This is a genomic window from Vibrio sp. 970 (assembly GCF_033339075.1).
This window is the reverse complement of sequence record NZ_JAWOTW010000001.1, coordinates 86,126-99,868: the sequence shown is the minus strand read 5'-3', so window position 1 is coordinate 99,868 and position 13,743 is coordinate 86,126. Positions and strand designations below refer to the sequence as shown.

11 protein-coding genes are annotated in these 13,743 nt (G+C 45.7%); 5 read left to right on the top strand and 6 right to left on the bottom strand.

What is annotated here, in order from left to right; genetic code table 11:
• Nucleotides 1-32: 32 nt before the first annotated feature.
• The gene (locus tag R7Q11_RS00440) at nt 33-395 is read right to left on the bottom strand and encodes an ATPase (protein WP_225466079.1); all 363 of its coding nucleotides are present in this window, start codon (nt 393-395) and stop codon (nt 33-35) included.
• Nucleotides 396-404: 9 nt separating this feature from the next.
• Nucleotides 405-2,435: a S8 family serine peptidase gene (locus R7Q11_RS00435; protein WP_053307150.1), complete on the bottom strand. Its 2,031-nt coding sequence runs from the start codon at nt 2,433-2,435 to the stop codon at nt 405-407.
• Nucleotides 2,436-2,901: 466 nt separating this feature from the next.
• Between R7Q11_RS00435 and R7Q11_RS00430 the strand changes: the two genes are divergently transcribed.
• Nucleotides 2,902-4,158, top strand: coding sequence for an SGNH/GDSL hydrolase family protein (locus tag R7Q11_RS00430; RefSeq protein ID WP_212734047.1), 1,257 nt, complete (start codon nt 2,902-2,904; stop codon nt 4,156-4,158).
• 155 nt (nt 4,159-4,313) lie between these two features.
• Here the strand turns inward: R7Q11_RS00430 and R7Q11_RS00425 are convergent, their stop codons facing one another.
• Entirely contained in the window at nt 4,314-4,913 is a 600-nt protein-coding gene (locus R7Q11_RS00425; protein ID WP_005374096.1) for a TetR/AcrR family transcriptional regulator, read from the bottom strand.
• A gap of 111 nt (nt 4,914-5,024) precedes the next feature.
• Between R7Q11_RS00425 and R7Q11_RS00420 the strand changes: the two genes are divergently transcribed.
• Entirely contained in the window at nt 5,025-5,567 is a 543-nt protein-coding gene (locus R7Q11_RS00420) for a carboxymuconolactone decarboxylase family protein (RefSeq protein ID WP_005374097.1), read from the top strand.
• A 96-nt stretch (nt 5,568-5,663) separates the two neighbouring features.
• Here the strand turns inward: R7Q11_RS00420 and R7Q11_RS00415 are convergent, their stop codons facing one another.
• From R7Q11_RS00415 to R7Q11_RS00405, 3 genes are read right to left on the bottom strand one after another with little or no spacing between them, the layout of a single operon-like run.
• On the bottom strand, nt 5,664-7,040 hold the full coding sequence (locus R7Q11_RS00415) for an efflux transporter outer membrane subunit (protein ID WP_169644383.1): 1,377 nt from the start codon (nt 7,038-7,040) through the stop codon (nt 5,664-5,666).
• Nucleotides 7,041-7,054: 14 nt separating this feature from the next.
• Nucleotides 7,055-9,019: a MacB family efflux pump subunit gene (locus R7Q11_RS00410; RefSeq protein WP_104976301.1), complete on the bottom strand. Its 1,965-nt coding sequence runs from the start codon at nt 9,017-9,019 to the stop codon at nt 7,055-7,057.
• A gap of 1 nt (nt 9,020) precedes the next feature.
• A complete protein-coding gene (locus tag R7Q11_RS00405) occupies nt 9,021-10,196 on the bottom strand; it encodes an efflux RND transporter periplasmic adaptor subunit (RefSeq protein ID WP_132936967.1) in 1,176 nt (391 codons plus the stop codon).
• A gap of 770 nt (nt 10,197-10,966) precedes the next feature.
• On the opposite strand from R7Q11_RS00405, the gene R7Q11_RS00400 reads away from it, so the two are divergent.
• The 3 genes from R7Q11_RS00400 to R7Q11_RS00390 all read left to right on the top strand — a co-directional run bounded on the left by R7Q11_RS00400 (nt 10,967) and on the right by R7Q11_RS00390 (nt 13,739).
• Nucleotides 10,967-12,310 (top strand): OmpP1/FadL family transporter, encoded by a 1,344-nt coding sequence (locus R7Q11_RS00400; RefSeq protein WP_225466078.1) that lies wholly within the window; start codon nt 10,967-10,969, stop codon nt 12,308-12,310.
• Between the two features lie 78 nt (nt 12,311-12,388).
• The gene (locus tag R7Q11_RS00395) at nt 12,389-13,108 is read left to right on the top strand and encodes a carbonic anhydrase (protein ID WP_104976303.1); all 720 of its coding nucleotides are present in this window, start codon (nt 12,389-12,391) and stop codon (nt 13,106-13,108) included.
• A gap of 79 nt (nt 13,109-13,187) precedes the next feature.
• Nucleotides 13,188-13,739, top strand: a complete 552-nt coding sequence (locus R7Q11_RS00390; RefSeq protein ID WP_225466077.1) for a YtfJ family protein — start codon at nt 13,188-13,190, stop codon at nt 13,737-13,739.
• The last annotated feature ends 4 nt before the right edge of the window (nt 13,740-13,743 follow it).

Below are 13,743 nucleotides of genomic sequence, written 5' to 3'. Positions count from 1 at the left end.
TTCTTTTTGGCACTATCTCAAGGAAGTTTGGCTTATTGAAGCGTAGTTCCGTTAGATAGCAGCTTTCTTGTCGGCTCTTGCTCAGTGTATTCGACCGCATCGTGATCCGCGAGCTTATCGACTTCCGCCTGTTCACCCACCACAACCAACACGTGTTGTTTCACCAGAGCGTCGACCACTTCAATGTTGTGCTGACGAAGAAGCGCTCTCACTTCGCTCTCTTTTCCTTCATGATACTTAACAAAGTAACGTGCAGGTTGCTGCTCGGCTTGATCTTGGCGTTCATCCACGAGAGGAAATCCTTGATTGTTTGCCAAGCTGCTTGAGCTCAGTCCGATTGCCAATAGTGCGGCAGCGCCTACCGCAGACAAAGAAAGTAAGGTCAACTTCTTCATAGCCACTCCTTATTGAAAGGTCAGAGTCCAACTGTTGATGGTGCCTGTGTCTCTTCTGGCACTGTCCACCGCTTTTAGTTCCCATGTACCTTGCGATTCAAAGCCAGAAAAATCCGCTTGGAACGTGTTTTTTATATCGTTAGCGCTGCCGCCAGTATTATTGTGAAGTACAACTTCTCCACCAGTCGGTGACGTTAAAGTCACTCGTAGATCACCGATGTAAGTGTGGCTAATATCAACGTCAATACTTACTGTGCCTGAATCACCAGAGCGATCGACTTCTACTGCACTGATTGCGCCAGAAGATTTATTATCTGGAATCGCAACAGGGCTGGTATTTGAGAAGCTAGAGTCCGAAGAGCTACCACCATCAGGTCCATTACAGCCAGCGTCCAAGAACAGCTTCGCCGCTTCAGCATTAACTAGGCCGTGGCCAGTACGGTTGTCTCGACCAGCAACATCAATATCTGTTGCAGTTTTCACTAGGGCATTACGTACTTGCGCTGCGGTACAGGTTGGGTGGTAACTCCACACCAAGCCAGCTACGCCCGTTACGTGCGGTGTCGCCATTGATGTACCATTGTAGTACTCGTAATCTTCACCAGAGGTTGTTGCAACAGTAATTTCCTGACCAACATACCCCAACAGCTCTTGACCAAATGCACGATCAACCGTTACCGAAACCATACGATAAGCGTTGTTTGTGTCTACCAAGAAAGGGTTTTGTAAACCAGGTAGTTCAGAGTTGCTGTACACGATTGCAGCTCGCGCACCCGCATTGTAACAAGCCTGAACCGCATCTACTTCAGGGTAGTTTCCTGAAGACTGGTTGCCGATACGCTCAGTCAAACAAATTTTGCCCGACATATCACCACAGTTAACGTTACCGCCAGAGACATCACAGCTATCTAGCGTTGCCGTTACTGAACCCGCGATTGGATCCGGAACATACGAAGAACCGTTATTGATCAAACGATTGTGAGGAACAATCCCACGATCAAACTGACTGACACCATTCAAGGTAATATCAGAAAGTTTACCTTCACCTACCGTAACCGTTGATAAGATCGCCACACCCGGGCCTGAGATCTCAACTTGATTAGTAGATTGTGAGAACGCTGCATGATCATTTTGATTATCAACAGCCGCAACAGACATCACTGAGTCATAAGAAGCTGGATAGCTGTGCGCTGTATTGCCATCATTACCCGCAGCGGCGATCAATAGAACGCCTTGATCGTAAATATTTTGCAGTGCATTTTGCTCAGTTCGGCTTGATTGACTACCACCAAGGCTCATGTTCACAACGTTAGCACCATTATCGGCACAGGTCTGGATAGCTTTAACAAGCCCAGATGAGTAACCCCAACCCGATTCGTTAAATACTTTCACGATGTGCAAATTAACATTCTGGTTTGGCATCACACCCTTTACACCTTCGGTGTTGGCAATCGCAGCAATCGTACCCGCGACGTGAGTACCGTGGGCATTGTTGTTACCCGGATCACTCCATGATCCCGTACCACTATCGTTAGTACCAGCAACGCGGTTACCGCTTAGGTCGTTGTGCGAAATGTCGTACCCTGAATCGATAATACATACAGTGCGATTACCCGCATTGAAGTCAGCTAGCAGTTGAGCATTAACCGCTTCATATCCCCATGGGGTCGTTTCGCTGAGCAAATAGCGAGGTGGATCGACTTCCACGTATTCCACATCACTACGATTGCGAAGCGGCTCTAAGTCATCGCCATCCAATTCAACGCTGTAAATGGCGCGATTGCCTAGTTTTTCCACCTTACGTGCCTTCACCTGTTCTAGAACAGACTCCTGCGCGATTCGTGGCCCCCAGAATGAGTTACCACCCATTGAAGAACGGCTGACTGCATCTTCTTTGAATTTGACGATGTACTTCGTCGGTAACTTAGATTCATCAAATCCCATTGGTGGAGCCGCAAACGCTGACATCGAAGTGGTCAGTGCTATTGCTACGGCAGACAACGAAAATAAGCCTTGTTTTTTACTTGTTGTGTAGTGCATTTGCCCTATTCCTTATTTGAGCTAATTTTTATTCACTATATTCTCATGAAAAGTCATCACCATGATGTTTGCATGAGAGCTTCAGCTATAGTTTACAGAGCAAAAATGCCAAACAATTTGTTTCATGAATATACAAACTTGTACAAAAGATCATTCAATAAACACTTTAAGTTAACATTAAAAATCACCGACAAAACCTTATAAAGCAATTACTTAATTAACAAAAAGTGAATGTTAAATTAATGTTAGTGAGTAATTATTCTAAATATCACCCATTTAATCGATTGCTATGCTGAATGGATTTTTTGACCGTGGTGCCAAAACTGAAATATTGAATATTTAGTTGTTGACTGTCTTGAGCATTTACTCAGAATTAGAAGGTTTAGTGAGAAAAATTCTCATCTAAATACTGTTATAGCCGAGCGTATTCACGCATTCGGAACAATAACCATTACAAGAAGAGTGAATGATGAAAAAAACAATCACACTATTAACTGCATTACTTCCGCTTGCCTCCGCCATTGCAGAGGAGCCAACTTTATCACCAGCAATGGTTTCTGCGGCTGAAGTGGTTAGCGCGCAAGAAAATCAAACTTATACGTACGTTCGATGCTGGTATCGTACGAGCCACTCTAAGGACGATGCGGCTACCGATTGGAAATGGGCAAAAAACAAAGATGGTAGTGACTTCACTATCGATGGTTATTGGTGGAGCTCTGTTTCACTTAAAAACATGTTCTACACCAATACCTCACAAAACGTAATTCGCCAGCGTTGTGAAGAAACACTAGATCTAGCGAACGAGAACGCAGACATTACATTTTTTGCTGCCGACAATCGTTATTCTTATAACCACACGATCTGGAGCAATGATGCTGCAATGCAACCAGATCAGATAAACAAAGTAGTGGCTTTGGGCGATAGCTTGTCTGATACAGGCAACATCTTTAACGCGTCCCAATGGCGCTTCCCTAACCCGAATAGCTGGTTCTTGGGTCACTTCTCAAACGGTTTTGTTTGGACGGAATACGTTGCTAAAGCCAAAAACTTACCGCTATACAACTGGGCAGTTGGTGGCGCAGCAGGTGAAAACCAATACATCGCGCTAACTGGTGTCGGCGAACAAGTTTCTTCTTACTTAACCTACACAAAGCTGGCGAAGAACTACAACCCTGCTAACACATTGTTTACGTTAGAGTTTGGTTTAAATGATTTCATGAACTACAACCGTAGCGTGCCGGAAGTAAAAGCGGATTACGCTGAAGCTCTGATTCGTTTAACAGACGCTGGCGCGAAGAACTTCATGTTGATGACACTGCCAGATGCAACCAAAGCACCACAGTTCAAATACTCAACACAGGAAGAAATTGAAACGATTCGTGCGAAAGTATTGAAAATGAACGAGTTCATCAAAGCACAAGCGATGTACTACAAAGCCCAAGGCTACAACATCGCATTGTTTGATACACACGCACTGTTTGAGAAGTTAACCTCGGCACCAGAAGAACACGGTTTCGTAAATGCAAGCGACCCTTGCTTAGACATCAACCGTTCATCCTCTGTTGACTACATGTACACTCACTCATTACGTTCTGAATGTGCAGCATCTGGCGCAGATAAGTTCGTGTTCTGGGATGTGACTCACCCAACCACAGCAACGCATCGTTATGTGGCTGAAAAAATGTTAGAAAGCAGCAATAACTTAGAAGAGTTTCGCTTTTAATAAGCCGTTGTTGTTCATTGCAAGTTAATCTGCATAAAAATGACCACGATGCTTCGTGGTCATTTTTTATCGATATCGACCCCCGATAAAGGGTTTATTTGAGCTCGCTTACTTCAAGCCGTTGATTTAGAGACGTTGACTTTGAGCAGCCTCATTCAGCTTTCTGTTTTTGGTACGTTACCGCGGAAGCTGTCCACCATAATAGAGATCAACGTCTTTAAGGTTACATCATCACTGCGGTATGAGTAGGCTCGTATACCCGTAAACTGAACCTGGAACAACTGAGCAAGAAGCAATGTATCCTGGGCTTCAATTTCGCCATTCTCGATTGCTCGCTCAAACAGCTTTGCAAGAAAAGATTCAAATTGGTTTGCTAAGCTGTTTGTTTGATTGCGCAGCGCATTAAAATCCTCAGCAAATTCACTTGCTGATTTGACTAACATGCACACTTCACTGGGATTGGAGTCTCGCTGATTGATAACCACATCAATCGCGAAAGCTTCTATTGCATCTAGAACCGTTGTGTTCTGAGCTAAATGCAACTCAAACAGGGCTTGCAAGTTCGCAACGTACATTTTTAGCGCTTCACAATATAGCCCCTCTTTTGACCCAAACGTCGCATAAATACTTCCAGGACGCAGATTCACGCTATCTTGTAAATCACGTGTAGATGTTGCATGAAAACCTTTCTTCCAGAATAGATCCGAGGCGGCTTTCACCACTTCATCACGTTGGAATTTCTTTGTATTCGCCATGAGCAATTATCAATTTTGAACATATGCTCAATTTTATATTGAGCGACCGCTCAAAATCAACTATCCTGTTCTTGCCTAATCCGCTCATATCCAATTACAGGAGATTTAAACATGGCAGAATTTAAACTGTATACCGCAGAAAACGCACCCGAAGGATCAAAGCATCTGATTGAAAATTCAGTCAAAGCGTTTGGCATGCTACCAAATCTTCATGCTGTTATGGCTGAAGCGCCAACCTTGCTTGAGGGTTATCAAGTTGTGCATGAGCTCTTTCAACAAACATCATTTAACGCAGAAGAATTGACCGTCGTATGGCAAACCATCAACGTTGAACATGGTTGTCACTACTGCGTTCCTGCTCATAGTGCGATCGCGGCGTCAATGAAAGTGGATCAGGAGATTGTCGATGCTCTCGTCAACCAAACACCATTGGCAGACGAAAAACTTGAAACACTACGAGAGACAACGCTTCAAATGGTGCGCCAACGTGGTGTAGTTGAAGAGTCTCAGATAGAGAAATTCTTTGCGGCGGGTTACGGACAGCAGCAACTGCTTGAAATTGTTCTTGGTCTAGCGCAAAAAGTGATGAGTAACTACACCAATCACCTAGCTGACACCCCGGTTGATGCACCTTTCAAGAAGTTCGCCAAGTAACTTAAGCTTTTATTACTGGTCCCATTCATGGGACCAGTAATACCTTCAAAAAAAGCTTTGTTGCATGGCGCTTCGCTAGTGTGTGCTGACCCCTAATTACAACGGCGCAACGTCGGTTCCTCCTAAAGACTGGTAAAGCGTAACCTGAGTGAGAAACTGGTTGTAGCGGTTTTCCAACAAAGAAGCTTGCGCGTTTCTGGTGTCTTCTTGTGCATTCAAATAGTCCATGATCGACGTCGAGCCATACTGATACCGCGCAGCATAAATGGACTCAGCGGCACTTGCGGCATCATATTGCTCTTGTAAACGCGCCGCCTGATACTTCAATTTTTCGCGTGCTGACAAGGCATTTTCGACATCTTGGAATGCGGCGTACAACACTTGGCGATAGCTCACAATGGCCGATTGATAGTCTAAATCGGCAATGGCTTGGCTGTTTTTCATCTCATTCCACTGCAAAAACGGTAGCGTCATATCCGCACCTAAACTGCCGATCGGGTTGGAAAGCAGGTCTTTGAGCGCTTGTGACGATCCCCCCAAAGCCCCAGTGAGCGTCAGCTTAGGCAAGTAGTCCAAATCTGCTGCGTCTTTATTTGCTAGCGCGGCTTTGACGTCATAAATCGCGGCTTTAATGTCGGGTCTGCGGATCAATAAATCAGACGGAGCACCAACACTCAACGATGGCATATCGCCTTCAGGCAGCATTTGGATGTTTGCACTGATGCTCTTCGGCGGTTGATTGAACAAAATCGCAAAGGCGTTGTTTGCCTCAAGTAAACTCTGTTCAAACTCACTTTGCTGCGCTTGTAAGCTTGCCAACGTACGTTTGGCTTCAAGCACATCTAACTGATCCACAGCGCCAAGTTGGTACTGTTTTTCAATCAATTGTAGCGTTTGAGCTGCGTCTACCACATTACGCTGGCTGAGGTTTAAGCGCTGTTGCAGATAGCCGATTTGCCAATATAGCGATGCCGTCGTTGCTACCAAACTTTGTGCGGTCGCCTCGCGATCTTGTTGACTTGCCATCGCCGACCACTTGGCTTGGTCAACGTCTGCCGAGATTTTTCCCCATAAATCCAACTCGTAATTGACGGATAAGTTAGTGCTGTAACTATCTGCCGATTCCCCGCTATCAAGAGATTTTTGAGCTTGTCCTGATGTGGAAGAACTCAACGTAGGGAAAAGGTCATCTTGCGCTAAACCCAGCTGTAAACGCGCTTTCTTTAGCGTTAGCGTTGCCAGCGTCAAATCGTTATTTTGAGCCAACACCTGAGTAATGTATTGATTAAGAGTTGGGTCGTTAAACGCCAACCACCAAGGATCCATACTGACATCACCCGCAACATGCATCTGTTGCCAATTTGCAGGCACTTGCACCTCAGGAGCTTGATAGTCGCTACGCATAAGCGAACCACAACCTGACAACCACACTGCGCTTAAGGCAGCCGCGACCAATCGAGTTTTGAATTTCATTGTGTTACTCATTTTTAGTCTCTCGCTAGCGCTTCTATCGGATCGAGTTTGGCGGCATTGCGAGCGGGTAAAAAGCCGAAAGCGATGCCAATCAACGTTGAGCAAATAAACGCCCAGATGATCGAGTTCATTGAGTAAATCATTTGGAAGCTGCTGCCAGATGTACTGAATGCAAAACCAATCAAAAACGCCAAGCCAATACCAGCAATACCACCACACAAACACACTAGTACCGCTTCAATCAAAAACTGACGCAAAATATCCGCTTGCCGCGCCCCCACTGCCATTCGCACACCGATCTCTTTCGTGCGCTCTGTCACCGACACCAACATGATGTTCATTACGCCAATTCCTCCGACAATTAGGGAGATCACCGCAATCGCTGAGATCAGTAACGTCATGGTGGCGGTGGTTTTCTCGATGCTCTTACGAATGGTGTCAGTGTTAATCGTGAAGAAATCTTCTGTACCGTGGCGCATTTTTAACAAGTTGATGATGCTCTGTTCTACCGCTGCGCTTGGGGCGTTCTCATCAATCCGCACAGTAATGCCATTGAGGTAGCGTTGTCCCATCATTCGTCCCGACATGGTGGTGTATGGCACCCAAATTTTCAGCGCGTCGCTGTTGCCAAACGCGTCTTCTTTTTTCTGCGTGACACCCACAATACGCACTGGCAATGAACCTAGAAAAATCACTTCACCAATCGGATTTCTATCCGCAAACATTTCCTTTCTAGTGTTGTCATCAATCACTGCTTCTTGCGCGAGTGAGTTCACGCTCTCTTCATCCCAAAACTGACCTTTGGCGATCTCATAACCGCGCACACGGAAATAATCTTCCCCAACCCCTTCCACAGACGCGGTTGCATCCTGATTGGCGTACCGCACGGTTAAACTGTTGGATAAAGACGGCGTGACACTGTCGACAAAAGGCAGACTCTCCAACGATTTAGCATCGTCGGCGGTTAGCGTTTTCACTCGTCCGGAGCGGCGGTCACCAAACCCTTTGCCCGGCCTGACATCAATGGTGTTTGTTCCCATGGATGAAATATTCGACAAAATTTGCTGTTGTGAACCATTACCTAGGGCCACCACGGAAACCACCGAGGCTATACCAATAATGATGCCGAGCATGGTCAAAAACGTGCGCATTCTGTGGCTAGACATCGCCAGCAGCGCCATTTTTAGCGCGTCAATAAAACTGTCCCACTTCCACCACTTACTGGCGGCTTGCGCTGGGCGATGAAAAGACGCGCTCGGTGTCTTTGCTGCTTGCTCATTGATTACAACTTGTGCATTTGGCGTATCTGCAATGATTTCACCATCTTTGATTTCAATGATGCGATCCGAAAAGTTCGCCACGTTCATATCATGAGTCACTAAGATGATAGTATGCCCAAGTTGATGCAACTCTTTAAGCAGTGCCATCATCTCTTGCCCACTGTGACTGTCTAATGCGCCAGTGGGCTCATCAGCGAGAATCACCTCACCACCGTTCATCAGTGCACGAGCAACACTCACGCGCTGTTGCTGGCCACCACTTAGTTGGCTGGGCTTGTGAGTCAAACGATCTTCCAGCCCTAAGCGAGCCAATAACGACTGCGCTCGCTCCGTTCTTTGACGATGAGGAACTCCCGCGTAAACCGCAGGCACTTCCACATTTGCCACCGCGGTTAAATCCCCCAGCAGATGGTAACGCTGGAATATAAAGCCAAAATACTCGCGGCGCAGTTCCGCCAGTTGATCAGATTCCAACGTCGAGACATCTTGCCCATTAATGAAGTATCGACCGCTGGACGGTTTATCCAAGCAGCCGAGCACATTCATCAGCGTCGATTTCCCTGAGCCCGATGCACCCACGATCGCGACCATTTCACCGCGTTTTATCTCTAAATTAATGTGGTTCAACACGGTAAGCGACTCGTCGCCAGAGACAAATCGTCGAGTTAAATCCTCAACTTTTAAAAGCACGTCACTCATCTTAGAACCTCATTGGAGGTCGACGACGATCACCTCGGCTTGATGATTCTCCATCCATAGCATTGCCAAGAACAACTTGGTCGCCCTCCTTCAAACCTGAGAGAATTTCTGCGTTCACTTTGTTGTTAATACCCACTGTCACGGGCTTTTGCACCACTTGGCCCTGTTCAAGCACTGGCACGGTATAGTTGCCTTTGCCGCCAGATTTTTGCAGCACTTGTGAAGGGACAATCAAGGTATTTTCCGATTGCTCAAGGACAATCGAAACTTGCGCAGTCATGCCGATGCGCAAAATACCTTGCGGGTTCTTCACATCAAATACAGCGTTGTAGTAAATGGCGTCGCTATCTGAAATGCTCAAATCGCTGTCATCGCCATCCATGATGGTTGGCCCCGGCTCAATGGCGCGCAATGTGCCTTTAAACTGCTGATTCGGTTTGCCTAAAATGGTGAACAGCGCCGTTTGGCCGGGGTGAACAAAAATCACATCTGCTTCCGAAATTTCGGCTTTCACTGTCATCGTATCTAACTTAGCTAACTCGATAATAGTTGGCGTGGTTTGATTGGCGTTTACGGTTTGTCCTTCTTCCACCGCGGTGTAGACCACCGTGCCATCCATCGGTGCGTTGATGGTGGTGTAACCGAGATCTAACTGCGCATTGTCGACGTTGATTTTGGCTTTCTCGATTTCGGCATCCAGTTGCGCTAACTCGGCTTTGTAGATGGCGAGCGTCGCTTCGGCATTCTCGTAATCAGCTCGTGAGCTCGCTTTCGCTGCCAACATGCCTTTTTGGCGCACGTATTCATAGTTTGCTTGTTTAATCTGCGCTTGCTTAGCCTGGTACTGAGCGTTGAGACTATTAAGAGACGCTTGGGCTTCTTTGAGGCTGTTTTGCTGAGTCAGGCTGTCAATCTGTGCAATCAAATCTCCCTGTTTGATCTCATCCCCTAAGTTCACAGCGAGGCGTTGAATTTGCCCAGATACTTGCGCACCTACATTCACCAATTTGGACGCTTGCAACATGCCGTTGGCTAATACCGCCTTTTCGATATTGCCTTTGCGAACGACTTCTGTCGCGTAAGGAGAAATGGGTTCTGGACGTTGCAGATAATGATAACCACCAGCACCAATAGTAAGTAGGCCACACAAAACGAGCCATTTTTTATTGAGTTTCATAGCAGGAGTGAAGTAAATAGTCGTTTTGATTTTATACTGCTATTTTTCTTAGCCGTACAGGGTACGAGACGTAAAGATAGGTAAATTAACGTCAAGAAACTGAATGAATAACTTCACTAACGTGAAAAATCAGAGATATTATAGTCACTTCAAAACTTTATCATTCAATACATATAACAAAGACCATCTTTAATATAGAAATTCAAGTTATAAGTATTATAAACAAAACTTTTAAATACTAACAAACCAGTAAAATCCAAAATTATTCAACATTCCATTAATTTAAATTTCATGATGGCCATTTTGATGATTGAATTTAAAGAGGAGTTAAGTGACAAGTTAAATAAAAAATACCCACATAACACAGGTAAGACCGAGAGGGGTGTGTCATGTGGGTTTAAAACGATAGTTCTCTTGCTAATTCGAACTACCAACGTTGGGATGCAATGGAAATACAAATGACTCAGAGTTTCCATCACGGACACTTTATCGCTGGATTTCCCTCTATTTGTTAGGGAACAGTCAGCACAATAAAAATAGAGAAGTAATACCGCAAAAATAAAAATAGAGGTTCAGGGTTTAATTTACACTTAAAATAACTACTATATTCACGCCATGAAGCATTAATAAATTCAACAATAAATATTTATTAAGTTAAATTTACTTATTGTCAGCACACTGTTAGTTTTACTCCTAAATACACTGGTCAGATTTGTTTATTTTACTAATTTTAGTTGCAATACAACTTCTAATTAATTCATGAGAAAAACATGCAGCGACAATTAACTCTTTCACCGATTTATTTATTAATCGGGTTAGCCTCCTCGACGGCGTTTGCCGGTGGTTTTCAAATTAACGAACATTCTGCGACGGGTCTTGGTCGTGCTTTTGCTGGTGATGCCGTCATTGGTGATAATGCATCTGTAGTCAGCCGCAACGCCGCAGCGATGACGCTGTTTAAACAAAGTGCCTTATCGTTCGGTGTCACTTACGTCAAACCTGACGTTACCGTTAAAAATGCGCAATATCATCGAGCTAACATTAATGCGGATGTCAATGTTGGTATGGGCGGTTTTCCTCCGTCCCCTCAAGTTGACATTACCCCGTCCTTCTCTCAAACCGTGACCGACATTGATGACGTCGATGGCGTTGGTCAACCAGCCGTTGTACCCAATTTTTACTTTATTCACCCTATCAACGACGACTGGTATCTAGGCTTATCGGCATACTCCAACTTCGGAACCGACATGGAGTTTAAACCAAACTATGGCGCACCTGTTTTTGGCGGTGTCACCAGCGTAGCGAGTGTCAACCTTGGCGCAAGCTTGGCATACAAGGTGAACGATCGTTTTAGTATCGGTGGTGGTATTGATGTGATTTACGGCTCTGGTGAGCTGTACCGCGATATGGACGTGGGTGTTTGCGTTGGTGGGAACATACTTGGAAACGAACTAGAACAACGTTGCGGAGCCGTAAAAGGCAACGCACTTGATGTGGAAGCTGGCGGCATTGGGCTTGGCGCGAACATTGGCATGATGTACGAGTTTAACGAACGTCATCGCTTGGGTTTGAGCTACAAGCACAGCCCTAACATCGATGCCAAGGGTGACATCCACTTTGCTGGCGAATCGTACGACTCACTTGCTATGCCGCTACCGGATATTGCGGAGTTTTCCGGTTATCACCGCGTCTTACCTAAATTTGCCCTGCACTATTCTGTGCAGTGGATTGGTTGGTCAGCATTTGACAGCTTGAAAGCTGATGATCAGTTGCTAAAAGATTTTCAGTGGCAAGACTCCGCGCACTACTCCATCGGTGCGACTTGGTACGCCAATGAACGTTGGACACTTCGCACGGGTTACATGTTCGACAAAACACCTGTCGATGAGCTGACTTCGCTTTCTATCCCAGATTCGAACCGTCACTGGTTATCTGCGGGTGCCTCTTACCAATGGTCATCAGATACCACGGTTGACATCGGCATGACGTACTTGATTGGTGAAGATGTCAACGTAGAAGAGTACGCGTATGAAGGTGTTCCTGCACCGATGGTAACGGGCGTGACCCATTCAAATGCGTTCCTAATTGGTGCCCAACTCAGCCACCGTTTCTAATTTGTCAGGCAGTGATCAAACCTCTAGGTCATTGCCTTGTAACAACGCTTATCAAAGCGACCGAACAGAGACATTATTATGAACAAAACACTACTTGCTTTTTCACTCTCACTTCTCACTCTAAGCGCGGCTCAGGCTTCGGAATGGGGCTATGGCAATGACAAACACGGGCCAGAACACTGGGGAGAAATCGCCAAAGACTGCGCAACCACGAAAAACCAAAGCCCAATCAACATCGACAACCCAGCCGATGCAAAACTGGAAGCACTGAACCTTTCGTACACTGGTCAGGTCATTGGTTTAACCAACAATGGTCATACGCTGCAAGCGCAAGTGAACGGACGTAACAGCTTCACCATTGATGGCGAGACGTTCGAGCTGCAACAGTTCCATTTCCACACACCATCAGAAAACCAAATCAAAGGCCGCCAATATCCACTTGAAGCGCACTTTGTACACGCCAACACAGACGGCGAGTTGGCGGTAATTTCGGTGATGTTTGATGCTGGCGGTCAAAACGCAGCACTGTCTAAACTGATCAACGCAATCCCACAAGAGAATCAAACCACGTTCTTTAAAGATACGTTTGAGATTAACGACTTACTGCCAAAAACTGCAAACTACTATCGATTTAACGGCTCTTTAACCACACCGCCATGTTCAGAAGGTGTGCGCTGGTTTGTGCTTAAAGACACTCAAACCTTATCCAAAGATCAAGCCGCGAAACTTATGGAAGTCATGGGACAAAACAATCGTCCGCTACAACCGTTAAATGCGCGCGTTGTACTTTCTAACTAATCGCCAAATCCGATAAGGGGCATCGTATTTGCCCCTTATTTTGATTCGCTCTAACCTCACTTCGTTACAGGCCCCCCCAATGAAAACTCCATCTGTTCTGTCACTCTTACTCTCACTCGCCCCGACACTCGCCTTCTCTCATAACCTTTCTGTCGGTCAAACCACCCCTTCCGTCAGCATTGATACCTATGGCGAAATGACGCTGCAAGGAGACGATGTGGCTTATCAACCTTGGACAACTCAGCAGATGTTAGGCAAAGTCTGTGTGATACAAGCCATTGCAGGTCGTAGTAAAGCCAAAGAGATGAACGCGCCGCTGATGTCAGCAATCACTGCCGCTCACTTTCCTGAAGATCAGTATCAGACCACAACCGTGATCAACCAAGAAGACGCCATCTGGGGAACCGGTACATTTGTAAAATCGTCGGCAGAGGACAGCAAAAAGACATTCTCTTGGTCTTCCATGGTGTTAGACAAAAATGGCGTATTAGCAACAACTTGGGATCTGCAGCAAGAAAGTTCTGCGATTATCGTACAAAATAAACAAGGTGAAATTTTACTCGTGAAAGAAGGGGCTTTAACTCAAGACGAAGTCACACACGTCATCGAACTGATTAAACAGAATATCTAAACCT

Excerpts from the sequence above, each read along its gene's own strand:
- R7Q11_RS00440 (WP_225466079.1), bottom strand. The coding sequence starts at position 395 with ATGAAGAAGTTGACCTTACTTTCTTTGTCTGCGGTAGGCGCTGCCGCA.
- R7Q11_RS00435 (WP_053307150.1), bottom strand. The coding sequence starts at position 2,435 with ATGCACTACACAACAAGTAAAAAACAAGGCTTATTTTCGTTGTCTGCC.
- R7Q11_RS00430 (WP_212734047.1), top strand. The coding sequence starts at position 2,902 with ATGATGAAAAAAACAATCACACTATTAACTGCATTACTTCCGCTTGCC.
- R7Q11_RS00425 (WP_005374096.1), bottom strand. The coding sequence starts at position 4,913 with ATGGCGAATACAAAGAAATTCCAACGTGATGAAGTGGTGAAAGCCGCC.
- R7Q11_RS00420 (WP_005374097.1), top strand. The coding sequence starts at position 5,025 with ATGGCAGAATTTAAACTGTATACCGCAGAAAACGCACCCGAAGGATCA.
- R7Q11_RS00415 (WP_169644383.1), bottom strand. The coding sequence starts at position 7,040 with ATGAAATTCAAAACTCGATTGGTCGCGGCTGCCTTAAGCGCAGTGTGG.
- R7Q11_RS00410 (WP_104976301.1), bottom strand. The coding sequence starts at position 9,019 with ATGAGTGACGTGCTTTTAAAAGTTGAGGATTTAACTCGACGATTTGTC.
- R7Q11_RS00405 (WP_132936967.1), bottom strand. The coding sequence starts at position 10,196 with ATGAAACTCAATAAAAAATGGCTCGTTTTGTGTGGCCTACTTACTATT.
- R7Q11_RS00400 (WP_225466078.1), top strand. The coding sequence starts at position 10,967 with ATGCAGCGACAATTAACTCTTTCACCGATTTATTTATTAATCGGGTTA.
- R7Q11_RS00395 (WP_104976303.1), top strand. The coding sequence starts at position 12,389 with ATGAACAAAACACTACTTGCTTTTTCACTCTCACTTCTCACTCTAAGC.
- R7Q11_RS00390 (WP_225466077.1), top strand. The coding sequence starts at position 13,188 with ATGAAAACTCCATCTGTTCTGTCACTCTTACTCTCACTCGCCCCGACA.